The organism is Micromonospora sp. NPDC047812, from assembly GCF_040704175.1.
Taxonomy (GTDB): Bacteria; Actinomycetota; Actinomycetes; order Mycobacteriales; family Micromonosporaceae; genus Micromonospora.
On sequence record NZ_JBEYRY010000001.1, the window covers coordinates 38,508 to 61,386 of the forward strand.

The 22,879-nt window shown below is 74.4% G+C and carries 19 protein-coding genes; 16 read left to right on the forward strand and 3 right to left on the reverse strand.

The features are described 5' to 3' along the window. Positions 1-2: 2 nt before the first annotated feature. From AB0883_RS00205 to AB0883_RS00220, 4 genes are all read left to right on the forward strand, one after another. Positions 3-410 (forward strand): hypothetical protein, encoded by a 408-nt coding sequence (locus tag AB0883_RS00205; RefSeq protein ID WP_121396205.1) that lies wholly within the window; start codon positions 3-5, stop codon positions 408-410. Positions 411-776: 366 nt separating this feature from the next. Further along, on the forward strand, positions 777-1,556 hold the full coding sequence (locus AB0883_RS00210) for an electron transfer flavoprotein subunit beta/FixA family protein (protein WP_366638214.1): 780 nt from the start codon (positions 777-779) through the stop codon (positions 1,554-1,556). 11 nt (positions 1,557-1,567) lie between these two features. Beyond that, on the forward strand, positions 1,568-2,527 hold the full coding sequence (locus AB0883_RS00215; RefSeq protein ID WP_366638216.1) for an electron transfer flavoprotein subunit alpha/FixB family protein: 960 nt from the start codon (positions 1,568-1,570) through the stop codon (positions 2,525-2,527). 171 nt (positions 2,528-2,698) lie between these two features. Beyond that, positions 2,699-5,407 (forward strand): HAD-IC family P-type ATPase, encoded by a 2,709-nt coding sequence (locus AB0883_RS00220; RefSeq protein WP_366638217.1) that lies wholly within the window; start codon positions 2,699-2,701, stop codon positions 5,405-5,407. A 118-nt stretch (positions 5,408-5,525) separates the two neighbouring features. Here the strand turns inward: AB0883_RS00220 and AB0883_RS00225 are convergent, their stop codons facing one another. Both AB0883_RS00225 and AB0883_RS00230 read right to left on the reverse strand, forming a co-directional pair. Then, positions 5,526-6,311, reverse strand: coding sequence for an anti-sigma factor (locus AB0883_RS00225; RefSeq protein WP_366638219.1), 786 nt, complete (start codon positions 6,309-6,311; stop codon positions 5,526-5,528). Further along, positions 6,265-6,867 carry a sigma-70 family RNA polymerase sigma factor gene (locus AB0883_RS00230; protein ID WP_366638220.1) on the reverse strand — a complete coding sequence of 201 codons (603 nt, stop codon included), beginning with the start codon at positions 6,865-6,867 and terminating at the stop codon, positions 6,265-6,267. The genes AB0883_RS00225 and AB0883_RS00230 overlap by 47 nt, the downstream gene beginning before the upstream one ends. Before the next feature lie 230 nt (positions 6,868-7,097). Here AB0883_RS00230 and AB0883_RS00235 point away from each other — a divergent pair, with 230 nt between their 5' ends. From AB0883_RS00235 to AB0883_RS00265, 7 genes are all read left to right on the forward strand, one after another. Beyond that, positions 7,098-7,928: a DUF4397 domain-containing protein gene (locus tag AB0883_RS00235; protein WP_366638222.1), complete on the forward strand. Its 831-nt coding sequence runs from the start codon at positions 7,098-7,100 to the stop codon at positions 7,926-7,928. Continuing rightward, the gene (locus AB0883_RS00240) at positions 7,925-8,590 is read left to right on the forward strand and encodes a class F sortase (RefSeq protein WP_366638224.1); all 666 of its coding nucleotides are present in this window, start codon (positions 7,925-7,927) and stop codon (positions 8,588-8,590) included. The genes AB0883_RS00235 and AB0883_RS00240 overlap by 4 nt, the downstream gene beginning before the upstream one ends. Positions 8,591-8,757: 167 nt before the next feature. After that, on the forward strand, positions 8,758-9,933 hold the full coding sequence (locus tag AB0883_RS00245) for a cysteine desulfurase family protein (protein WP_366638225.1): 1,176 nt from the start codon (positions 8,758-8,760) through the stop codon (positions 9,931-9,933). 168 nt (positions 9,934-10,101) lie between these two features. After that, on the forward strand, positions 10,102-11,175 hold the full coding sequence (gene mnmA, locus AB0883_RS00250) for a tRNA 2-thiouridine(34) synthase MnmA (RefSeq protein WP_366638226.1): 1,074 nt from the start codon (positions 10,102-10,104) through the stop codon (positions 11,173-11,175). 40 nt (positions 11,176-11,215) lie between these two features. After that, on the forward strand, positions 11,216-12,220 hold the full coding sequence (locus AB0883_RS00255) for a methionine synthase (protein ID WP_366638228.1): 1,005 nt from the start codon (positions 11,216-11,218) through the stop codon (positions 12,218-12,220). A 35-nt stretch (positions 12,221-12,255) separates the two neighbouring features. Beyond that, positions 12,256-12,381 (forward strand): VOC family protein, encoded by a 126-nt coding sequence (locus AB0883_RS00260; protein ID WP_366638230.1) that lies wholly within the window; start codon positions 12,256-12,258, stop codon positions 12,379-12,381. 73 nt (positions 12,382-12,454) lie between these two features. Next, positions 12,455-13,456 carry an ADP-ribosylglycohydrolase family protein gene (locus tag AB0883_RS00265; protein WP_366638232.1) on the forward strand — a complete coding sequence of 334 codons (1,002 nt, stop codon included), beginning with the start codon at positions 12,455-12,457 and terminating at the stop codon, positions 13,454-13,456. Between the two features lie 182 nt (positions 13,457-13,638). On the opposite strand, the gene AB0883_RS00270 is transcribed toward AB0883_RS00265, so the two are convergent. Further along, positions 13,639-14,169, reverse strand: coding sequence for a type II toxin-antitoxin system PemK/MazF family toxin (locus AB0883_RS00270; protein ID WP_366638234.1), 531 nt, complete (start codon positions 14,167-14,169; stop codon positions 13,639-13,641). A 197-nt stretch (positions 14,170-14,366) separates the two neighbouring features. Here AB0883_RS00270 and ligA point away from each other — a divergent pair, with 197 nt between their 5' ends. The 5 genes from ligA to gatB all read left to right on the forward strand — a co-directional run bounded on the left by ligA (position 14,367) and on the right by gatB (position 22,795). Then, complete coding sequence (gene ligA, locus AB0883_RS00275; protein ID WP_366638236.1) at positions 14,367-16,502, forward strand: NAD-dependent DNA ligase LigA; 2,136 nt, start codon at positions 14,367-14,369, stop codon at positions 16,500-16,502. Between the two features lie 172 nt (positions 16,503-16,674). Next, entirely contained in the window at positions 16,675-19,320 is a 2,646-nt protein-coding gene (locus AB0883_RS00280) for a bifunctional diguanylate cyclase/phosphodiesterase (protein ID WP_366638238.1), read from the forward strand. Between the two features lie 178 nt (positions 19,321-19,498). Further along, the gene (gene gatC / locus AB0883_RS00285; RefSeq protein WP_366638240.1) at positions 19,499-19,804 is read left to right on the forward strand and encodes an Asp-tRNA(Asn)/Glu-tRNA(Gln) amidotransferase subunit GatC; all 306 of its coding nucleotides are present in this window, start codon (positions 19,499-19,501) and stop codon (positions 19,802-19,804) included. After that, complete coding sequence (gatA, locus tag AB0883_RS00290) at positions 19,801-21,282, forward strand: Asp-tRNA(Asn)/Glu-tRNA(Gln) amidotransferase subunit GatA (RefSeq protein WP_366638241.1); 1,482 nt, start codon at positions 19,801-19,803, stop codon at positions 21,280-21,282. Before gatC ends, gatA begins: the two co-directional genes overlap by 4 nt. A 13-nt stretch (positions 21,283-21,295) precedes the next feature. Next, positions 21,296-22,795, forward strand: a complete 1,500-nt coding sequence (gene gatB / locus AB0883_RS00295; RefSeq protein ID WP_366638243.1) for an Asp-tRNA(Asn)/Glu-tRNA(Gln) amidotransferase subunit GatB — start codon at positions 21,296-21,298, stop codon at positions 22,793-22,795. Positions 22,796-22,879: the final 84 nt, after the last annotated feature.

Sequence of the window (22,879 nt, forward strand, 5' to 3'; positions counted from 1 at the left end):
TCATGGAACAGCGGTTGACGGAAGACGAGCGGCTGACCCTCAAGACGGGCGCGTTCGGGGCGGTGTTCCTGGTGGCCAACGCGGACCCGGGGATGCTCGCCCTGTTCCGGGAGAGCTTCGCCGCCTCCGGCGCGATGGCCGACAGCAGCGGGGTGGTGAAGGAGGCGCTGACCAGCGGTCCGTTGCCGAAGCTGCCCAAGGACTCGGCGCTGGAGATCGAGTCGGTGGTGCTGCCGGCGTTGGGGCGGTCCGTGCGGATCCTGCGCGAGAAGTCGCCCCGGGACGTGGCGGGCTACCGCGAGGTGGTGCTGTCCGCGGCCGAGCGGGTGGCCGGCGCGCACCGGGGGGTGGCCCCGGCGGAGGCGGCGGCCATCGCGCGGATCAGGGACGCGCTGGATCAGCCGGCGTGAGCCGCTCCGGCGACCAGAGCGCCCGGACGGTGGCCCGCACGCACCGGTCGCGGAGCCGGCCGCAGGCGCACCGGTACGCCTCGGGTCGCGTCCGGCGGCAGCGGTGCCGCGGGACGTCGGCACGGCCGGATTTGGCTTTTTCTGACATTTCGTGACACCTCCTGTTTCGCCAGATTACCCGCCCGCAGGGCCGTCGGTGAGCTGTGTCACCCTGAGGGCGCCGGAGGCGGATGCTACTGGCAGGTAACATTGCGCCGTGGGCAACTGCACAGCACCGCGCGGTTGACCGGCGTCAACGGAAGCGCGAGGCTGCGCCCCAGACCGGGCGAGCGATCGCAACACCAACAGGAGGGTCGTCGAAGCGCGATGAACATCGTCGTACTCGTCAAGCAGGTGCCCGATTCGGGCGCGGACCGCAGCCTGCGTGCTGACGACAACACCGTCGACCGCGGTTCGGCGAACAACGTCATCAACGAGATGGACGAGTACGCCATCGAGGAGGCGTTGAAGATCAAGGAGGCGCACGGGGGTGAGGTGACGGTCCTGACGATGGGTCCGGACCGGGCGACCGAGTCGATCCGTAAGGCGCTCTCCATGGGCCCGGACAAGGCCGTGCACGTGCTGGACGACGCCCTGCACGGGTCCTGTGCCGTCGCCACGTCGAAGGTCCTCGCCGCCGCCCTCGGCCAGTTGAACGCCGACCTGGTGCTCTGCGGCAGCGAGTCGACCGACGGTCGGGTGCAGGTGATGCCGCACATGCTCGCCGAGCGGTTGGGCATCGCGGCGCTGACGGGCGCCCGCAAGCTCACCGTCGACGGCTCGACCCTGACCGTCGAGCGGCAGACCGAGGAGGGCTACGAGGTGGTCACCGCCACCACGCCCGCCGTGGTCTCCGTCTGGGACACGATCAACGAGCCGCGTTACCCGTCGTTCAAGGGCATCATGGCCGCGAAGAAGAAGCCGGTGCAGACGCTGTCGCTGGCCGATCTCGGGGTCGCTGCGGCCGAGGTGGGTTTCGAGGGCGCGACCAGCGCCGTGCTGGAGCACACCAAGCGCCCGCCGCGCTCCGGCGGCGCGAAGATCACCGACGAGGGCGACGGCGGCGTCAAGCTGGTCGAGTTCCTCGCCACCGAAAAGTTCGTGTGAGGGGTCTGGACATGTCTGAGGTTCTCGTCGTCGTCGAAGCCACCCGGGAATTCGGCGTCAAGAAGGTCACCCTGGAGATGCTCACCCTCGCCCGCGAGCTGGGCACCCCGAGCGCGGTCGTGCTCGGCGGCCCCGGCGCCGCCGAGGCGCTGAGCGCCAGGCTGGGCGAGTACGGCGCGGAGAAGATCTACGCGGCCGAGAGCGAGGAGATCGACGGCTACCTGGTCGCCCCCAAGGCGACCGTCGTGGCCGAGTTGGTCTCGCGGGTACAGCCGGCCGCGGTGCTGCTGGCCTCGTCGCAGGAGGGCAAGGAGATCGCCGCCCGGCTGGCGGTCAAGCTGGACAACGGCATCCTGACCGACGTGGTCGGTCTGGCCGCCGACGGCACCGCCACGCAGGTGGCCTTCGCCGGTTCCACGATCGTCAAGTCGAAGGTCACCCGCGGCCTGCCGCTGGTCACCGTCCGGCCGAACTCGGTCAACCCGACCCCGGCGGCGGCCACCCCTGCCGTGGAGCAGCTCACCGTCGCGGTCACGGACACCGACAAGCTGGCCAAGGTCGTCGACCGGGTCGCCGAGCAGAAGGGCTCCCGCCCGGAGCTGACCGAGGCCGGCATCGTGGTCTCGGGTGGTCGTGGTGTCGGCAACGCCGACAACTTCAAGCTGGTCGAGGAGCTGGCCGACCTGCTCGGCGGCGCCGTCGGGGCGTCGCGCGCGGCCGTCGACTCGGGCTACTACCCGCACCAGTTCCAGGTGGGTCAGACCGGCAAGACGGTCTCCCCGCAGCTCTACGTCGCCCTCGGCATCTCCGGTGCCATCCAGCACCGGGCCGGCATGCAGACCTCGAAGACGATCGTCGCGGTCAACAAGGACGGCGAGGCGCCGATCTTCGAGCTGGCCGACTTCGGCGTGGTGGGCGACCTGTTCAAGATCGTCCCGCAGGCCGCGGAGGAGATCCGCAAGCGCAAGTGAGCTGACCTCCGTCCGCGCGAGGGCCGGGAACCGCGACACGGTTCCCGGCCCTCGCCGTTTCTCCGGTCGCCGCCCGGAACGACCCACGGGCCCCGCGCCGGCCTGCGACGATGGAGACGCTCTCCCCGGGTACCCGGTGCGGCCGTCCCCGTGCGGAACAGGAGTGTGCCGATGCCGGCCAGGACGTCCGAGGGCGACCACCACGCGCTCGCCGTGCACGAGGTCGTGTTGCTGCTCGGCACCGACACCGGGCAGGGGCTGACCGACGAGGAGGCGGCGGCCCGGCTCCAGCGGTACGGGCCCAACGTGCTGCCCCGCGCGGCCGGGGGCGGGGCCCTCCGTCGCCTGCTGCGGCAGTTCCACAACCCGCTGATCTACGTGCTGGTCGCCGCCGGCATGGTCACCCTGCTGCTCGCCGAGTACGTCGACTCGGCGGTGATCTTCGGGGTGGTGCTCGTCAACGCCGTCGTCGGCTTCCTCCAGGAGTCCCGCGCGGAGGCGGCCCTCGACGCGTTGCGGGCGATGGTGCGTACGCAGGCCCGGGTGCTGCGCGGCGGCCGGCAGCGCCACGTGCCGTCGGACGACGTGGTCCCCGGGGACCTGGTGCTGATGGAGGCGGGGGAGAAGGTGCCCGCCGACCTGCGGCTGGTCCGCGCCGCCGAACTGCGGGCCGACGAGTCGGCGCTGACCGGCGAGTCGCTGCCCGTACGCAAGGACGAGCTGGTCGTACCGGCCGAGACGCCGGTGGCCGACCGCCGCAACCTGCTCTACTCCGGCACCCTGCTCACCGGCGGTACGGCGGTCGGCGTCGCGGTCGCCACCGGGGCGGAGACGGAACTGGGCCGGATCCACCGCCTGGTCGGCGGCGCGGAGGTGCTGGACACGCCGCTGACGGTCAAGCTCGCCCGGTTCAGCCGCCTGCTCACCGTGGCGATCCTGCTCCTCGCCGCGGTGACCTTCGGCATCGGCGTGGTACGGGGGCAGGACGCCGGCGAGACGTTCACCGCCGCCGTGGCGCTGGCCGTCGGCGCGATCCCGGAGGGGCTGCCCGCCGCCGTGACGGTCACCCTGGCGATCGGCGTGTCCCGGATGGCCCGCCGCCGGGCGGTGATCCGGCGGCTGCCGGCGGTGGAGACGCTGGGCAGCACCACCGTGATCTGCACCGACAAGACCGGCACCCTCACCGAGAACCAGATGACGGTCCAGGTGCTCTGGACGCCGCAGGGCCGCTACGAGGTGGGCGGGACCGGCTACGCCCCGACCGGCGAGATCCGGGACCCCGGGGGTGGCCCGGCCCCGACGGGGGAGGGCGCGCTGCGCTGGTCGCTGCTCGCCGGCGTGGGCTGCAACGACGCCCGGCTGGACGAGCAGGACGGGCGGTGGGTCGTGCTGGGCGACCCCACCGAGGGGGCGATGCTGGTGGCGGGCGCCAAGGTGGGGCTGCACGCGCACGAGGTCGCCGCGGAGCTGCCCCGGGTGGCCGCCGTCCCGTTCACCTCGGAGCGGCAGTTCATGGCGACCCTGCACGAGCGCCCCGACGGCGGGCGGATCGTGCTGGTCAAGGGGGCCGTGGAGCGGGTGGTCGAGTGGTCCGGCTCGGCGGCGTGTCCCGACGGCTCGACGGGACCGCTCGACGCCCCGGCCGTGCTGGCCGCCGCCCACGAACTGGCCGCCGAGGGGCTGCGGGTGCTCGCCACCGCGATGCGGCCGGTCGGCCCGGCGGACGGGCTCGTGGAGGAGGAACTGGCCGGCACCCTGGTCTTCACCGGGCTGCACGCGATGCTCGATCCGCCCCGGGCCGCCGCCGCGGCGGCCGTCCGGTCCTGCCACCGCGCGGGGATCGACGTGAAGATGATCACCGGGGACCACCTGGCCACCGCCAGCGCCATCGCGCGTCGGCTCGGGCTGCTGCGTACCGAGCCCGGCCCCGGCGACGTGCTGACCGGCGCCGACCTGGCGGCGCTGCCCGCCGGGGAGCTGCCCGCGGCGGTACGCCAGGCGTCGGTGTTCGCCCGGGTCTCGCCCGAACAGAAGCTGCGGCTGGTGGAGGCGTTGCAGGCCGACGGCCAGGTGGTCGCGATGACCGGCGACGGGGTCAACGACGCCCCCGCGTTGCGCCAGGCCAACATCGGGGTGGCCATGGGTCGCAGCGGCACCGAGGTGGCCAAGGAGGCGGCCGACGTCGTGCTGACCGACGACGACTTCGCCACCATCGAGACGGCCGTCGCGGAGGGGCGCGGCGTCTTCGCCAACCTGACCAAGTTCATCACCTGGACGCTGCCCACCAACGCGGCGGAGGGGCTGGTCATCCTCGTCGCGATCGTGCTCGGCTCGGCGCTGCCGATCCTGCCCAGCCAGATCCTCTGGATCAACATGACCACGGCGGTGTTCCTCGGCCTGACGCTCGCCTTCGAGCCGAGGGAGCCCGGGATCATGGACCGCCCGCCCCGCGACCCGGGTCAGCCCCTGCTGACCGTCGCGCTGGTGGTCCGGGTGCTGCTGGTCTCCGCGCTGCTGGTGGTGGGCGCCTGGTGGCTGTTCGAGTGGGAGCGTTCCGGCGGGGCCGACCTGGCGCAGGCGCGCACCGCCGCGGTGAACCTCTTCGTCACCGTGATGGCGTTCTACCTGTTCAGCTGCCGCTCCCTGACCCGCTCGCCCTGGCGCCTGGGCCTGTTCAGCAACCGCTGGCTGATCGTCGGGGTGCTGGTGCAGGCCCTCGGTCAGCTCGCCCTGACCTACCTGCCGGTGATGAACGACCTGTTCCGCACCGCGCCCATCGACGGGCAGGCGTGGCTGCGGATCCTGGGCATCGCCGTCGTGGTCTCCGCCATCGTCGCGCTCGACAAGCGGTTCGGCCGCTTCGGTCGCCGGCTCGGCTGAGCCGCCGGCCGGGGTCGGCGGGGCCGCCGGTCGCCTGGCGGGCAGCATCGCGGCACCGGCCGCCGGGGCGGGCGATGGGAGCTGATCGGCGGGCCGGGGAGCTGAGCCGGCCCGCCGATCAGCCCGTCAGGGTGCCCCTCACCAGGCTCTTGCCGGAGTGGGCGGTGTTGTTGTCGTACGCCTCGGCGGAGACGTCGACAACCGAGTATGCCTCAAGGTCCACGTTCGGCGGCAACGGCAGCAGTTCGTCCGTCGCGTCGCCGAGCACGCCGACCGAGAACATCTCCATGTTCCGCGGGTTGATGAGCCAGACCTCGTAGTACCCCGGGACGTCCGGGAGATTCGCCACGTGCAGGTGCAGTCGGCCGTTGTCGAAGACCCGGGCCTCGCCGTTGGCGTCCGGGGGCGTCTCGCCGTACGCCTTCAGCGGCGCGCTGGCCAGCACCACCCGCCGCGGCGCGGGCTCCGGCGTCGATCCGGTCGCGTCGAGCACGGCGACGGTGCCGACGACGCCGATCGCGGCGGCGGCCACCGCGGTCGCGGCGGTCACGGCCCAGCGCGACCAGCGCCCGCGCCTCGGCGCGAGGAGCACCCCGCCCGAGCGGTCGGACGGCGGTTCGCCCGACGGGCGCTCGTCGGCCGACCGCTCGGCGCGCGGCCCGGGCAGCACCGGGAGGGACTCCGCCGCCCGGATCTCCGCGACGATGCCCTGCCAGACGTGCTCCGGCGGGTCGGGCAGGTCGTGCAGGCCCTGGGCGCCGGCGCCGAGGCCCGCCACGTGCTGGAGGGTCTCCATCTCCGCCCGGCAGTGCGCGCAGGTGTCGAGGTGGGTGTTCTCTCCGGCTTCCGCCTCGGTCTCACCGAGCGCCAGGAAGACCAGCCGGTCGTGGTCCAGGTGCGGCACCGTCCACCTCCCATCTGCGTTTCAAGCTCGCCATGCCGCGCCGGATGTGGCTCTTGACCGTGCCCAGCGGCACCCCGGTCACCGTCGCGATCTGCTGGTGGGTCAGGTCGTCGAAGAACGCCAACTCCAGCATGCGCCGCTGGTCGTCGGGCAGTCGGGCCAGCTCGTCGGCGACCACGAGCCGGTCGACCACCGTGTCCGGATCCGGGCCGGCCGGCGCCGATTCCGGCAGCTGCCGGACCGTCTCGACCACCCGGGTCTCCCGGGCGGAGGCCCGCAGCCGGTCGATCACCTTGCGCCGGCCGATGCCGAGCAGCCAGCCGACCAGCGAGCCCTTGGCCGGGTCGAAGGTGTCCCGCCCCAGCCAGGCGGCGACGAAGGTGGTCTGGGTCACGTCCTCCGCGTCGCTGCGGTTGGCCAACGTGCTGGTGGCCAGGTGCAGGACCGCCCGGCCGTACCGGTCGTACGCCTCCCGCAGCGCCAGCTCGTCGCCCGCACGGAAGCGGGCGGCCAGGTCGTCCACGGGTGGGTCCGGCTCCTGCCGTGCCGCTGTCACAGGGCGGCTCGCCTTCCAGGGGGCATGCCCGACTGTAGCTCCCACAGTCATCGCCCCACCTCTCCGGTCGGTCTGGTCTCAGCAGCTCTTCGCTCCGCGGGCGGCGGACGGATGCGGCTGTGACGGACGAAAAGAAGTTGCCGCCGGCCGCATCCGGCGGTGGTGGACCGGGCGTAACTCGTTTTGCACACCAGGCCTGACGAACCAGTACCAATCACCAGGAGGCAGACATGCAGCTCTCGTACTTCCGTCGGGTCGCCGCGGGCGGCGCGGTCGCCGCGCTGACGTTCGCCGGAGCCGGCGCCCTCACCGCCACCCCCGCGTACGCCGCCTCGTCGAAGGTCTCCGTCGTGCACGGCATCCCGGACACCCCGGTCGACGTCTACGTCAACGGCGAGAAGACGCTGGACAACTTCAAGCCCGGCGACGTGGCGGGCCCGCTGAACCTCGAGGAGGGCGCGTACGACATCGCGCTCACCAAGCCCGGCGAGCCGATCGCCCAGGCGATCCTCAGCGTCGACGACGCCGCGGTGCCGGGCGGGGCGAACATCAGCCTCGCCGCCCACCTCGACGCCACCGGCAAGCCGAAGATCACGCCGTTCGTCAACGACACCGGCAGGGTCGCCGCCGGCAAGGCCCGGCTGATCGTCCGGCACACCGCCGCCGCCCCGGCGGTGGACGTACGCGCCGGCGGCACCCCGGTCTTCGAGGACCTCACCAACCCGAACGAGGCCAAGGGCGACGTCGACGCGGGCACCGTCAAGGCGGACGTGGTGCTCGCCGGCACCGACACCGTGGCGATCGGGCCGGCGGACCTCGACCTCAAGGAGGGCACCGCGACGATCGTGTACGCCATCGGCTCGGCCGAGGCGAAGAACCTGGGCGTCGTGGCGCAGACCATCACCGGTCTGCACTCGGCCCCGGCCGGGGTGCCCAGCGGCGACGGCGGCCGGGCCGGCACCGGCGTGGACACCTGGTGGTACGTGCTGACCGGCGCCGGCGTACTGCTCCTGGTCGGCGGCGGGGCGCGGGTGGCCACCGCCCGGACCGGTCGCAGGTGACGGTGCGCCACCGCGGGGCGCTGGCGGCCATGGCCGCCAGCGTCGCCGCGCTCACCGTCGCGACCGTGGTCGCCTGCGGCTCCCGGCCGGCCGAGGACGTCGGCGTCGACGAGGCGGCGGCCCTGGCCAGCCCCACGCCGGCCCCGTCGGTCACCACCGGCGACGCCGCCCCGGTGCCGGTCACCACGGGGGACCTGCCGGCCGGTAGGAAGGTCGTCCCGCCGGTACGGCTGGAGATCCCCACGATCGACGTCACCGCCACGGTGAACGCGGTCGGCATCAACAAGCGCACCAACGAGTTCGAGGTGCCGCCCAGCGTCGACCAGATCGGCTGGTACCGGTACGGGCCGGGCCTGGAGACCGACGCGGGCTCGGTGGTCGTCGCCGGCCACGTGGACAGCGCCACGCAGGGCGAGGGCGCCTTCTACCGCCTGCGCGAGCTGGACGAGGGCGACACCCTCACCGCGACCGGCAGCGACGGCGAGGCCCGGCGGTACCGGGTCGTCGCCCGGGAGGAGTACGACAAGACCAGGATCCCGCTGGACCGGTACTTCGCTCGCGACGGCAAGCCACGGCTGACCCTGATCACCTGCGGTGGGCCGTTCGACGCGAAGGCCCGCAGGTATCGCGACAACATCGTCGTCACGGCGGTGCCCGCCTGACCGACCGCACGGCGGGGACTCCGACGCGGCGGGACCCCGCACACCGGTCAGGCCCCGGGACCGGGCGGGGAGGAGCGCCCTCCCCGCCCGGTCCCGGCGTCCGTGCCCGTCGCACGGGGCCCCTCCGGCATCCGGGCCGCCTCGAACCGGTCGTAGGCTGAACGGCGATGGCTTACCTGGATCACGCCGCGACCACTCCGATGCTCGACGAGGCACTGGAGGCGTACGTCGCCACCGCCCGCGAGGTCGGCAACGCGTCCTCACTGCACGCGGCGGGCCGCCGTGCCCGGCGGCGGGTGGAGGAGTCGCGGGAGCGGGTGGCCGCCGCGCTGGGCGCCCGGCCCTCCGAGGTCGTCTTCACCGGCGGCGGGACCGAGAGCGACAACCTCGCCGTGAAGGGCATCTTCTGGGCCCGCCGGTCCGCCGACCCCCGGCGGGACCGGGTGGTCTCCAGCGCCGTCGAGCACCACGCGGTGCTCGACGTGGTGGACTGGCTGGCCGAGCACGAGGGTGCCGGCGTGGGCTGGCTCGCCGTCGACGCCGCCGGCCGGCTCAGCCCCGACGAGCTGCGCGCCGAGCTGGCCGCCCACGGCGACCGGGTCGCCGTGGTGACCGCGATGTGGGCCAACAACGAGGTCGGCACCGTGCAGCCGGTCGCCGAGCTGGCCGCGGTCGCCGCCGAGCACGGGGTGCCGTTCCACACCGACGCGATCCAGGCGGTCGGGCAGGTGCCGGTCGACTTCTCCGTCGGCGGGGTCGCCGCCCTGACCGTGACCGGGCACAAGCTCGGCGGGCCGACCGGGGTGGGCGCCCTGCTGCTCGCCCGCGACGTGTCGGCCACCCCGCTGCTGCACGGCGGCGGCCAGGAGCGCGACGTGCGCTCCGGCACCCTCGACACGGCCGGCATCGTGGCCTTCGCGGTCGCCCTGGAGGCGGCGGTCAAGGGCCAGCAGGAGTACGCGGCCCGGGTCGCCGCGCTCCGCGACGACCTGGTCGAGCGGGTCCGGCACGCGGTGCCCGAGGTCGTCTTCAACGGCGACCCGACCGACCGGCTGCCGGGCAACGCGCACTTCTCCTTCCCCGGCTGCGAGGGCGACGCCCTGCTGCTCCTGCTGGACGCCCAGGGCATCGCCTGTTCGACCGGTTCCGCCTGCTCCGCCGGGGTGGCGCAGCCCTCACACGTGCTGCTCGCCATGGGCGCCGACGACGACCGCGCCCGCTCCTCGCTGCGCTTCACCCTCGGCCACACCAGCACCCCCGCCGACGTCGACGCCCTCATCGCCGCCCTCCCGGCCGCCGTCGAGCGCGCCCGCCGCGCCGCCGCCCTCCGCACCCCCCGCTGACCCACACCACCCCCGCCCTGCGGCGATCATGCAGTTGTGGTGCCCGGAGCGTGACTTCCCGCGGCATTCGTCCCCCACCACAACTGCATGATCGGCGGGAGGACGGGGCGGGAGGGTGGGGAGGGGGTGGGGCGGGGATAGGGTCGGTGGGGCGAAGGGAGTGAGCCGGTGAGGGTGTTGGCGGCGATGTCGGGCGGGGTCGACTCGGCGGTCGCGGCGGCGCGGGCCGTCGAGGCGGGACACGACGTGACCGGCGTGCACCTGGCGCTGGCCCGCAACCCGCAGACCTACCGCACCGGCGCGCGCGGCTGCTGCACCCTGGAGGACTCCCGCGACGCCCGGCGGGCCGCCGACGTCATCGGCATCCCGTTCTACGTGTGGGACATGGCCGACCGCTTCCACGCCGACGTGGTGGACGACTTCGTCGCGGAGTACGCCGCCGGCCGTACGCCCAATCCCTGCCTGCGCTGCAACGAGAAGATCAAGTTCGCCGCGGTGCTGGACCGGGCCGTGGCCCTGGGCTTCGACGCCGTGGTCACCGGCCACCACGCCCGCCTCGGCGCCGACGGCCTGCTGCGTCGCAGCGTCGACCTGCCCAAGGACCAGTCGTACGTGCTGGCGGTGCTCACCCGCGAGCAGCTGGACCGGTCGATCTTCCCGCTCGGGGACTCGACGAAGGCCCAGGTCCGCGAGGAGGCCGCGCGGCGGGGGCTGGCGGTGGCCGACAAGCCGGACTCGCACGACATCTGCTTCATCGCCGACGGGGACACCCGCGGCTTCCTCGCGGAGCGGCTCGGCGAGGCGCCCGGCGCGGTGGTGGACGCCGCCACCGGCGCGGTGGTGGGCAGCCACACCGGCGCGTACGCGTACACGGTCGGGCAGCGACGCGGCCTGCACCTGGACCGCCCGGCGCCGGACGGCCGGCCCCGCTACGTGCTGTCCATCACGCCGAAGACCAACACCGTGACGGTGGGCCCGGCCGAGGCGCTGGAGGTCTCCCGGGTGCGCGCCGAGCGTCCCGTGTGGACGGGCGGCCCGCGCCCCGACGCGCCGCTGGAGTGCGAGGTGCAGCTGCGGGCGCACGGGGACGTGGTGCCGGCGACCGTCGAGCTGACCGCCGACGGGCTGCGCGCCGAGCTGCGCCGCCCCGTCCGCGGGGTCGCCGCCGGCCAGGCCGTCGTGGCGTACCGGCCGGACCCGGCCGGCGACGTCGTGCTCGGCTCCGCCACCATCGCCGGCTGACGACTCACCCGCCGATCCGCGGACCGGATAGTCTTCGGCCGTGACAGATCAGGTGTGGCCCTGGCCGGCCGGCGCGGCGACCGGCATCGGTTCGCTTCCCGGCACCGACATCGCCGAGGCGCAGCGGATCGTCCTCGGTGAGCTTCCCGCCCTGCCCCACCTGCCGGAGCTGCCGGCCCGGGGCCCCGGCGCCGACCTCATCGGCCGGAGCGCCGGCCTGCTGGTCGAGTTGCCGGTGGAGCTGTACGCCGCCCGCTGGCGGATCGCACCGCGCCCGGGACGAGACGTGCGCCGCGCCCGTGACCTGATGGAACGCGACCTCGACCAGCTCGCCGAGCAGGCCGAGGAGTACGCGGGGCCGGTCAAGGTCCAGGTCGGCGGCCCGTTGACCCTGGCCGCGTCCCTGGAGCTGCCGATCGGCGGCCGGATGCTGCGCGATCCCGGCGCGGTCCGGGACCTCACCAACTCGCTCGCCGAGGGGCTGCGCGGGCACGTGGCGGCGGTCGCCCGCCGGCTGCCGCGCGCCACCGTGCTGCTCCAGCTCGACGAGCCCTCGATGCCGACGGTGCTCGCCGGGCGGGTGCCCACCGAGAGCGGGCTCGGCGCGTACCGGGCCGTGGATCCGAGCGTCGCCGCCTCGCTGCTGCGCACCGTCGTCGAGGCGGCCGGGGTGCCGACCCTGGTGCACTGCTGCGCGCCGGACGTGCCGCTGGAGCTGATCCGCTCGACCGGTGCCGTCGGCGTGGCCCTCGACCTCGGTCTCGTCACCGACCTGGACCCGCTGGGCGAGGCGATCGACGCGGGGCTCGGGCTGCTGGCCGGGGCCGCGCCCACCGGGCCGTCGGCCGCCGGTCGCGCGCCGACCTCGGCGCAGGTCGCCGACCGCGTACGCCAGCTCTGGGACCGCCTCGGGTTCCCCCGCCGGCGCCTCGCCGAGCAGGTCGTGGTGACCCCGGCCTGCGGCCTCGCCCACGCCACCCCGCAGTACGCGCGCGCGGTGCTCGCCGCCTGCCGGGACGCGGGACGGCGGCTCGCCGAGGACTGAGGTTTCCCGTCGTACGGGCGGGGCAGAAGGCCGACATGACCGGACAACTGCGCACCGTGGTGATCGACTGCCCCGACCCCCGGGCCCTCGCCGGTTTCTACTCGGAGCTGCTGGGCGCCGACCCGGCCGGCCATCCCTTCTGCCTGGTCTTCCCCGGGTGAGCCGACCACCCGCGCCGGCGCAGCCGACTCCGTCGGGTGGTGCGGGTTGCGGGCGGGCGGCATGATCGCGGGAATGATCGACACCTCGCTCCGGCGGGCCGCCGGCTCCCTCTTCGGCCTCGCCTACGGTGACGCGCTGGGCAAGCCGACCGAGTTCCTGACCGTCGCCGAGATCGTTCGCCGCTACGGGCCCGCCGGCCCGCGCGAGCTCGCCGGCGACCCGGCGCTGGTGACCGACGACACGCAGATGGCGCTGGCGGTCGGCTGGGCGCTGCACGACGCGCCCGCGCCGACCCCGGAGGCGGTGGAGCCGCTGTTGCGCAGCCGCTTCCTCGACTGGGCGGCCAGCCCGGAGAACAACCGGGCGCCGGGCATGACCTGCCTGCGCGCCTGCGCGGAACTCGGGCGCGGGGTGCGCTGGCAGGAGGCGACGGTGGCCGGCTCGAAGGGCTGCGGGGCCAACATGCGGGTCACCCCGGTCGGCCTGGTCGACGTCGACCTGGACACCCTCGCCGGGCTGGCCCAGCTCCAGGCGGGGCTGACCCACGGTCATCCGACCGGCCTCGCGGCCAGCGAGCTGACCGCGTACGCGGTGCGGCTGCTGCGCGACGGCGCGGCGCTGGCGGAGCTGCCCCGGCTGCTCGTCGAGCGGGCCCGCGACCAGCGGCGGGTCTACCGCGCCGACTGGCTCGGCGACCTGTGGCAGCGCCCCGGCGTGGACGCGCCGGAGGACTTCATCGCCCGGGGCTGGGACGAGTGCCTCGCGGTCCTCGGCCGCCTCGACGCCGCCCTTGCCGGCCCGGACGACGGCGGCGACCCGTGCCGGCACACCGGCGAGGGGTGGATCGCCGAGGAGGCGCTGGCCACGGCCCTGTTCTGCGCGATCCGGCACGCCGACGACCCGGTGGCGGCGTTGGCCCGGGGCGCCACCACCGCCGGCGACTCCGACTCGATCGCCGCGCTGGCCGGCGCCTTCGTCGGCACCGCGCTGGGCATGGCGGCCTGGCCCGCCCCGTGGGCCGCCCGCATCGAGTACGCCGACCAGCTCACCACCCTCGCCCGGGCCTGGGACTGACCCCGCCACGCCCGTTCGACCGAGCCGGCGCCCCGCCCCCGGTCGAACGGGCGGATCCGTCGCGCCCGGGGCGCGCGGGCGGGATCCGTCGCAGCCGTCGCACCCGGGCGGTCGGACGGGCGGGATCCGTCGCACCCGGGGCCGCGCGGGCGCGGTCGGCCCGGGTCGGGGTGCGCCGCGCCTCAGGCGCCGGGCAGGTGGGGCAGGCGGCGGATGCGGCGCCACAGGGCGGGATCGCAGGCTCCGGCGTGGCCGGAGAAGTCGGCGAGCGGGACGTGCGCCGGCTCGGCCAGGTCGACGAAGCTGTCGTGGTCGGCGTCGGGGTCCCACTCGCGCGTCGGGATGCGGACGTGGTCGTCCCGGGCGCTCTTGTCCTGACTGGTGATCTTCAGGACGTCGGCGCCCCGGCTGTCGGCCCGCAGCACCAGGCAGGGCCGCACCTTCGAGCCGGTGCCGTCGGCGTACGGGACGTCGGCCCACCAGATCTCGCCGGGACGCGGCGCCCCGGCGGGGGGCCGCTCGGCGGTACGCGGCCGGGGCGGCGCGGTGGAGCGGCCGGGACCGCCCGAGGGCGTCCTGCGGCCGGGCCGCGTACCCGGCCGCCGGGGTGGACGCGGAGCGGCGTCCCGGCCGCCCCGCCGCCGGTCGTTCCACGCCCAGCCGGCGGCCACGGCCAGCACGATCGCCGCCGCCCAGAGCAGCCATTCCGGCATCCGTACCCCCGCCTGGTCAGTGGGCGCGGCGCGGACGCCGCGGGTGTGACGGCGAGGCGACCCGCCCCGCGGCCCCGCCGTCCGGCGATCCTCGCACGGCCGGGGCCCCGGCGCCGGTCGGGCGCGACGGGTGGCCGGCGGATTGTCCCACCGGACCGATACGGTGCCGAGGTAGCGGAATCACGGGAGGTCGCACGGTGTCCGAGGAAACCATTGCCCAGCAGGTCACTCCGGCACAGGAGGCGGCGGCCGGCACCGAGCCGACCCCGGAGGCCCGGGAGCGGCACGCCACGCTCAGCCAGGAGCTGACGGACCACCAGTACCGCTACTACGTGCTGGACGCGCCGACCATTTCCGACGCCGACTTCGACCGGCAGCTGCGCGAGCTGGAGGCGCTGGAGGAGCAGTTCCCGGCGCTGCGCACCCCCGAGTCGCCGACCCAGCGGGTCGGCGGCGCCTTCTCCACCGACTTCACGACGGTCGCCCACGCCGAGCGGATGCTCTCCCTCGACAACGCCTTCGCCGACGAGGAGCTGGCGGCCTGGGCCGAGCGGGTCGAGCGCGACGCGGGCGGGCCGGTGCCCTACCTCTGCGAGCTGAAGGTCGACGGGCTCGCCATCAACCTCACCTACGAACGCGGGCGGCTGCTCCGGGCGTTGACCCGGGGCGACGGCCGCGAGGGCGAGGACGTCACCGCCAACGTGCGCAGCATCCGCGACGTGCCGGGCCAGCTCGCCACGTCGGCCGAGTTCCCCGACATCCCGGAGTTCGTCGAGGTCCGCGGCGAGATCTACTTCCCGGTGGCCGCCTTCGCCGACCTCAACGCCGGGCTGGTCGAGCAGGGCAAGGCCCCGTTCGCCAACCCGCGCAACGCCGCCGCGGGCAGCCTGCGCCAGAAGGACCCGCGGATCACCGCCTCCCGGCCGTTGCGGCTGGTGGTGCACGGCATCGGCGCCCGCCGCGGCTTCAAGCCGGTCACGCAGTCCGAGTCCTACGCGGCGCTGAAGGCGTGGGGGCTGCCGACCAGCGACCGCTGGCGGGTGGTGCCCGACCTGGCCGGTGTCGCGGAATACATCGCCCACTACGCCGAGCACCGGCACGACGTCGAGCACGAGATCGACGGCGTGGTGGTCAAGGTCGACCCGGTCTCCATCCAGGGTCGCCTCGGCTCGACCAGCCGGGCGCCGCGCTGGGCGATCGCCTTCAAGTACCCGCCGGAGGAGGTGAACACGAAGCTGCTCGACATCGACGTCGAGGTCGGGCGCACCGGCCGGGTCACGCCGCGGGCCGTCCTCCAGCCGGTCAAGGTGGCCGGCTCCACCGTCGCGTACGCCACCCTGCACAACGCCCGCGAGGTCGAACGCAAGGGCGTCCTGATCGGCGACACCGTGGTGCTGCGCAAGGCCGGCGACGTGATCCCCGAGGTGCTCGGCCCGGTGGTCGACCTGCGCCCGGCCGACGCCCGGCCGTTCGTCATGCCCACCACCTGCCCGGCCTGCGGCACGCCGCTCGCGCCGGCCAAGGAGGGCGACGTCGACATCCGCTGCCCCAACTCCCGCACCTGCCCCGGTCAGCTGCGCGAGCGGGTCTACCACCTCGCCGGCCGCAAGGTGTTCGACATCGAGGCGCTCGGCCACAAGGGCGCGGCGGCGCTGCTCGACGCCCAGGTCATCACCGACGAGGGCGACCTGTTCTCGCTGGACGAGAAGCAGCTCGCCCGCTCGCCCTTCTTCGTCAACAAGGACGGCACGCTCGGCAGCAACGCCGGCAAGCTGCTCGACAACCTGGCCGTGGCCAGGGAGCGCGACCTGTGGCGGGTGCTGGTCGGCCTGTCCATCCGGCACGTCGGCCCCACCGCCGCGCAGGCGCTCGCCCGGCACTTCCGCTCCGTCGAGGCGATCGACCGGGCCAGCGAGGAGGAGCTCTCCTCGGTCGACGGCGTCGGGCCGACGATCGCGGCGAGCATCCGGGAGTGGTTCGCCGTCGACTGGCACCGCGAGGTGGTCCGCAAGTGGCGCGAGGCCGGCGTGCGGATGGCGGAGGAGGCGGTCGACGAGGGGCCGCGCCCCCTGGAGGGGCTCACCGTCGTGGTGACCGGCACGCTGCCCGGGTTCAGCCGCGACCAGGCGTCCGAGGCGATCCAGAGCCGGGGCGGCAAGGTGAGCGGGTCCGTCTCCAAGAAGACGTCCTTCGTCGTGGTGGGCGAGAATCCCGGCTCGAAGGCCGACAAGGCGGCCAGCCTGAAGGTGCCGGTCCTGGACGAGGACGGCTTCCGGGTGCTGCTCGACGCCGGCCCGGAGGCCGCCCGGGAGGTCGCCCGCACCGAGGAGTGACGACCGGGCGGGAGCCGCCACCGACCCGGCGGGGGCAGGTCGAGATACCAACTTAATTACGACTACGACCGATTCGCGACTGTCGTACCGGGCATTGCGACACGGAGGGCGTTTCATTGGTGGCACGGCGTGCGACCGGTCACGCCCGTGGACCGAGCGCTCGGGAGGTGTGATGGAGTCCGCGGACTCGCGAAACTCCGTTCCGCCTGGCCGGGCACGCCCGTTCTTCGCCTTCGTCTGGTCGGTGGTCGCGCTGGCGGCGGTGCTCTGCGTACGCCCGCTGCTCGACCTCCCGGCCGAGCTGCCGCGACTGCCGGTGGCGTTCTGGGTGATGGCGGCCCTGGCCGTCGGCTGCGACGCGCGCCCGTTCGTCCCGCCCGGCCGCCGGCAGACCTCCGCGGTCTTCCCGTCCACCTGCTTCACCTTCGCCATCCTGCTCGGCTGGGGGTTCGGCCCGGCGGTCCTGGTGCAGGCGGTGGCGGTCGTCGTCTCCGGCTGGCGGATGGGCCACGCCCCGTGGCGGACCGCCTTCAACGCCGCCCAGTACGCGGCGGCCCTGGGTGCCGCGTACGCGGTGACCTGGCTGGGGCCCGGGAGCATCTTCGACGACGGCCGGCTGCGCGGAACGGACGTGCTGGCGGTGGGCGGCGCGACGGTGGCCTGGTTCGCCGTCAACTACGCGCTGGTCAGCGCGGCCGTGCGGCTGCGCTTCGGCGACCGGTGGTGGCCCAGCCTGCGGCAGGGGCTGGGCTTCGAGCTGCTCTCCACCGGCTCGCTGCTGCTGCTCGCCCCGGTGCTGGTCGCGGCGGCGCGGGCCAGCGCGGCGCTGATCCCGCTGGTGCTGGTGCCGTTGTTCGCCGTCTACCGGATGGCCCGGCTCAGCGTCGAGCAGCAGCAGCTCGCCGCCCTGGACCCGCTCACCGGCCTGCCCAACCGCAAGGCGCTGCTGGCCGAGGTCGGCGAGCAGGTGCACGTGCACGCCGAACGGGCGGCCCGCGGCGAGCCCGGCGCCCGGCTCGCCCTGCTCCTGATCGACCTCGACCGGTTCAAGAACGTCAACGACGCGCTCGGGCACGCGGTGGGGGACCGGCTGCTGGTCGAGGTGAGCGCGCGGCTGACAGACGCGGTCGGTGAGGGCATGGTCGCCCGGCTGGGCGGGGACGAGTTCGCCATCGTGATGACCGGCCTGGCCGACGTCGACGAGGCCCGGGAACTCGCGGGCCGGGTGGTCCGGGCACTGGCCGAGCCGGTGTCGCTCGACGGGTTGCCGCTCGACGTGGGCGGCTCGATCGGCATCGCGCTCTTCCCGGAGCACGGCGAGGACTTCGCGACCCTGATGCGCCACGCCGACGTGGCGATGTACGACGCCAAGCACCGCAACGACACCGTGGCGGTCTACGCGGCCGAGTCCGACCACAACTCCGCCGAGCGGCTCGGCCTGCTCGCCGACCTGCGCCGGGTGCTGGAGGCGGGCCGATCCGCGACCGCCCCGCCCACCGTGGACGGTGACGGCGTCCCACCCGGCGGGGACGTCGACGGTTCCCCGGGCGACGGTTCCCCGGGCGACGGTTCCCCGGGCGACGGGGCGGTGACCGTCCCGGCGGGACCGACGCCGGGCGGCCGGCTGCCGGGTGACGGGCGGTCCGGCGGCGCGCGGGGCGGGGACGGGGCCGAACTCCCGGCCGACGTCGCCGGCCTCACCGCCGGCTCCGGCCGCTGGCGGCTGCGCCGCCGCCGGCAGCGGCCCGGTCCGCCGCCCGGCGACGAGCTGATCGACCGGATCGTGACCGCCGCGGACCCGATCCGCCGCCGGGCGTTGGCCGCGGGGGAGACCGGCCCCGACCGGGGCGACGGCCGCGTCCGCCGCAACGGCGCCGGGCGTCCCGGCGGGCAGGGCGGCGCGGTCGTACGCCGGCAGGGTCCGCCCGTCGACGACGGCGCGGGGGACCGCGGCGGCGACCGCGCCCCGACGGGCCGGCGGGGGGCCCGGCACGACGCGGCCGGCCGGCGGGACGCGGACACCGCTCCGGCCGTCGACGCGGGCGAGATCACCATGTACTACCAGCCGCAGATCGCCATCGCGACCGGTGAGGTGGTCGGGGTGGAGGCGCTGCTGCGCTGGCGGCACCCCCGACGGGGGATGGTGGACCCGGAGGAGCTGATCCGGGTCGCCGAGCAGAGCGCGGTGATGCGGCTGCTCACCCGTCGGGTGGTGGACGACGTGGTGGAACAGCTCGCCAAGTGGTCGGCCGCCGGGATGGGCCTGCCCGCGGCGCTCAACGTCAGCGTGCGGGACCTGCACACCGGGGAGATCGCCGACCAGATCGCCGACCGGCTCGCCCGCTACGGCGTACCGCCGCAGCGGCTGCAACTGGAGATCACCGAGGGCGCCCTGATGGCCGACCCGCGTCGGGTGCTGGCCACCATCACCCGGCTGCACCGGATCGGTGTGGGCATCTCGCTGGACGACTTCGGCACCGGCTACTCCTCCCTCCAGCACCTGCGGCGGCTGCCGCTGTCCGAGGTGAAGGTGGACCGCTCCTTCGTGCTGGGCATGGCCGAGGACGCCGACGACGCGGCGATCGTCAAGTCGACGATCGAGCTGGCGAAGGCGCTCGGGCTGCGGGTGGTCGCCGAGGGCGTCGAGGACGAGCGCACCTGGCGGATGCTGTACGCGGCGGGCTGCGACGCGGCGCAGGGCTGGTTCTACGCCCGGCCGATGCCGGCCGAGGAACTGGTCGGCTGGCTGGCCCGCTACCGGCCGGTCCGCCCGACGCCCAGCCCCGACGCGGAGATCCCCCGCCGGCACGCCCGCTGAGTCACCGCCGCGCCCGGGTGCGACCGCCGGTGGAGGGCGCTCGCCGCGCCGGAGGGGGAGTCGGGGACGCGCCGCCGGGGCGGAACAATAGACTCGCTCCGGTCACCGCGCGTCACGCACGTCGGCCGCGCGGCCGACACCCGGTCCGACCCGCAGCACCGTCACGAAGGGGGCACCGATGGCCGCCATCTCCCGCGAGGAGGTCGCGCACCTGGCGCGACTGTCGCGGCTCGCCGTCACGGAGAAGGAGCTGGACACCTTCGCCGGCCAGCTCGACGTGATCCTCCAGGCGGTCGCGCAGGTCGGCGAGGTCACCGCGGCGGACATCCCGCCGACGTCGCACTCGGTGCCGCTGACCAACGTCCTGCGGGACGACGTGGTGGTGCCCGGGCTGACCCCGCAGGAGGCGCTGTCGGGTGCGCCCGACGCCGAGGAGCAGCGGTTCCGCGTACCGCGGATCCTGGACGAGGATGTGGCGTCATGACCCAGACCGACCTGACCAGACTGACCGCGACGGAGATCGCGGGGCTCGTCGCCACCGGTGAGACCTCCGCCGTCGAGGTGACCCGGGCGCACCTGGACCGGATCGCCGCCGTCGACGACCGGGTGAACGCGTTCCTGCACGTCGACTCCGAGGGCGCGCTCGCCGCCGCCGCCGAGGTGGACGCCCGCCGCGCCGCCGGCGAGGAGCTGGGCCCGCTGGCCGGCGTGCCGGTCGCCGTCAAGGACGTGCTGACCACCAAGGGCGTGCCGACCACCGTGGGGTCGAAGATCCTGGAGGGCTGGCGCCCGCCGTACGACTCGACGATCGTGCAGCGGCTGCGCGCCGCCGGCACGGTGATGCTCGGCAAGACCAACATGGACGAGTTCGCGATGGGCTCATCCACGGAGTACTCGGCGTACGGGCCGACGCACAACCCGTGGGACCTGAGCCGCATCCCGGGCGGCTCGGGCGGCGGCAGCGCGGCGGCGCTGGCCGCGTACGAGGCGCCGCTGGCGATCGGCTCCGACACCGGCGGCTCGATCCGCCAGCCCGGCGCGGTCACCGGCACCGTCGGCGCGAAGCCCACCTACGGCGGCACCTCCCGCTACGGTCTGGTGGCGTTCTCCTCCTCCCTCGACACCCCCGGTCCCTGCGCCCGTAACGTGCTGGACGCGGCGCTGCTGCACGAGGTGATCGGCGGGCACGACCCGCGCGACTCCACCTCGATCCCGCAGCCGGTGCCGGACGTGGTGGCCGCCGCCAGGCTCGGCGCGACCGGCGACCTGACCGGCGTGAAGCTCGGCATCGTCAGCGAGTTCGTCGGCGAGGGCGCCGAGCCGGGCGTGATGGCGGCGTTCCGCGAGTCGGTCGACGCGCTGGCCAAGCTGGGCGCCGAGATCGTCGAGGTGTCCTGCCCGCACTTCCGGTACGCGCTGCCGGCGTACTACCTGATCGCCCCGAGCGAGGCCTCCTCCAACCTGGCCCGGTTCGACGGCGTCCGGTTCGGCCTGCGGGTCGGCGACGACGGCAACCGGTCGCTGGAGGAGGTCATGTCGCTGACCCGGGAGGCCGGCTTCGGCGCCGAGGTCAAGCGCCGGATCATGATCGGCACGTACGCGCTATCGTCGGGCTACTACGACGCCTACTACGGGCAGGCGCAGAAGGTCCGCACCCTGATCACCCGCGACTTCACCGCCGCCTTCGAGCAGGTCGACGCGCTGATCTCGCCGACCACCCCGTTCGTGGCGTTCCCGCTCGGGGCGCGCACCTCCGACCCGTACCAGATGTACCTGGCCGACCTGTTCACCATCCCGACGAACCTGTACGGCGGGCCGGGCATCTCGGTGCCGTGCGGGCTCTCCGACGGGCTGCCGGTCGGCTTCCAGATCATGGCCCCGACGATGGCCGACGACCGGATGTACCGGGTCGCCGCCGCGCTGGAGAGCGTCGTCGGCACCTTCACCCCACCGGCACTGTGAGGCAGGAGCTCAGATGACGACGACACTGCCCGCGTACGACGAGGTCGTCGCGCGCTACGAACCGGTGATCGGCCTGGAGACCCACGTCGAGCTGGGCACGAACACCAAGATGTTCTGCGGCTGCCCGACCGACTTCGGTGGCGAGCCGAACACCCGGGTCTGCCCGGTCTGCCTGGGCCTGCCCGGCTCGCTGCCGGTGGCGAACCGGGCCGCCATCGAGGCGACCATCCGGATCGGCCTGGCGCTGAACTGCTCGATCGCCGAGTGGTGCCGGTTCGCCCGGAAGAACTACTTCTACCCGGACATGCCGAAGGACTTCCAGATCAGCCAGTACGACGAGCCGTTGTGCTTCGAGGGCTACCTGGACGTCGAGGTCAACGGCGAGCTGGTACGCATCGGCATCGAGCGGGTGCACCTGGAGGAGGACACCGGCAAGACGCTGCACGTCGGGGGTGCCACCGGGCGCATCCACGGCGCCACCGAGTCGCTTGTCGACTACAACCGGGCCGGCATCCCGCTGGTGGAGATCGTCACCAAGCCGGTCCCCGGCACCGGCGCGCTGGCCCCCGAGGTGGCCCGCGCGTACGTCACCGAGCTGCGCGACGTGATCCGCTCGCTGGGCGTCTCCGACGTGCGGATGGAGGAGGGGTCGCTGCGCTGCGACGTGAACACCTCCCTCAACCTGCCCGGCGAGGAGTGGGGCACCCGGACGGAGACCAAGAACGTCAACTCGCTGCGATCGGTCGAGCGGGCGGTCCGGTCGGAGATCATCCGGCAGGCGTCCGTACTCGACGCGGGCGGCCGGATCACCCAGGAGACCCGGCACTTCCACGAGGACACCGGCGACACCACGCCGGGCCGCTCCAAGGAGACCGCGACCGACTACCGGTACTTCCCGGAGCCCGACCTGGTGCCGCTGGCGCCGGACACCGCCTGGGTCGCCGAGCTGAAGGCCACCCTGCCCGAGCTGCCCCGGGTGCACCGCCGGCGCCTCCAGGAGCAGTGGGGCCTCTCCGACGCGGACATGCAGTCGGTGCTCAACGCCGGCGCGGTCGAGCTGATCGAGCGGACCGTGGCCGCCGGCGCCTCCCCGGCCGCCGCCCGCAAGTGGTGGCTGGGCGAGCTGTCCCGGCGGGCCAACGAGACCGGCGTGGAGCTGGCCGACGTCGGGGCCACCCCGACGCAGGTCGCCGAGCTCCAGGGACTGGTCGACGCCGGCAAGCTCAACGACAAGCTGGCCCGTACCGTCCTGGAGGGCGTGGTGGCCGGCGAGGGATCGCCGACCGAGATCATGACCAACCGGGGCCTGGAGGTGGTCTCCGACACGGGCGCGCTCACCGCCGCCGTGGACGAGGCGATCGCCGCCAACCCGGACATCGCCGACAAGATCCGCAGCGGCAAGGTCGCCGCGGCCGGAGCGCTGGTCGGCGCGGTCATGAAGACCACCCGCGGCCAGGCCGACGCCAAGACCGTCCGCGAGCTGATCCTGGAGCGCCTCGGCGCCCAGTCCTGACCCACCCCACCCCACCCCCCTCACTCACCCCGTCGATCATGGGGTTGGCGGCAGTTCGAAGATCGATGACTGCCGCCAACCCCA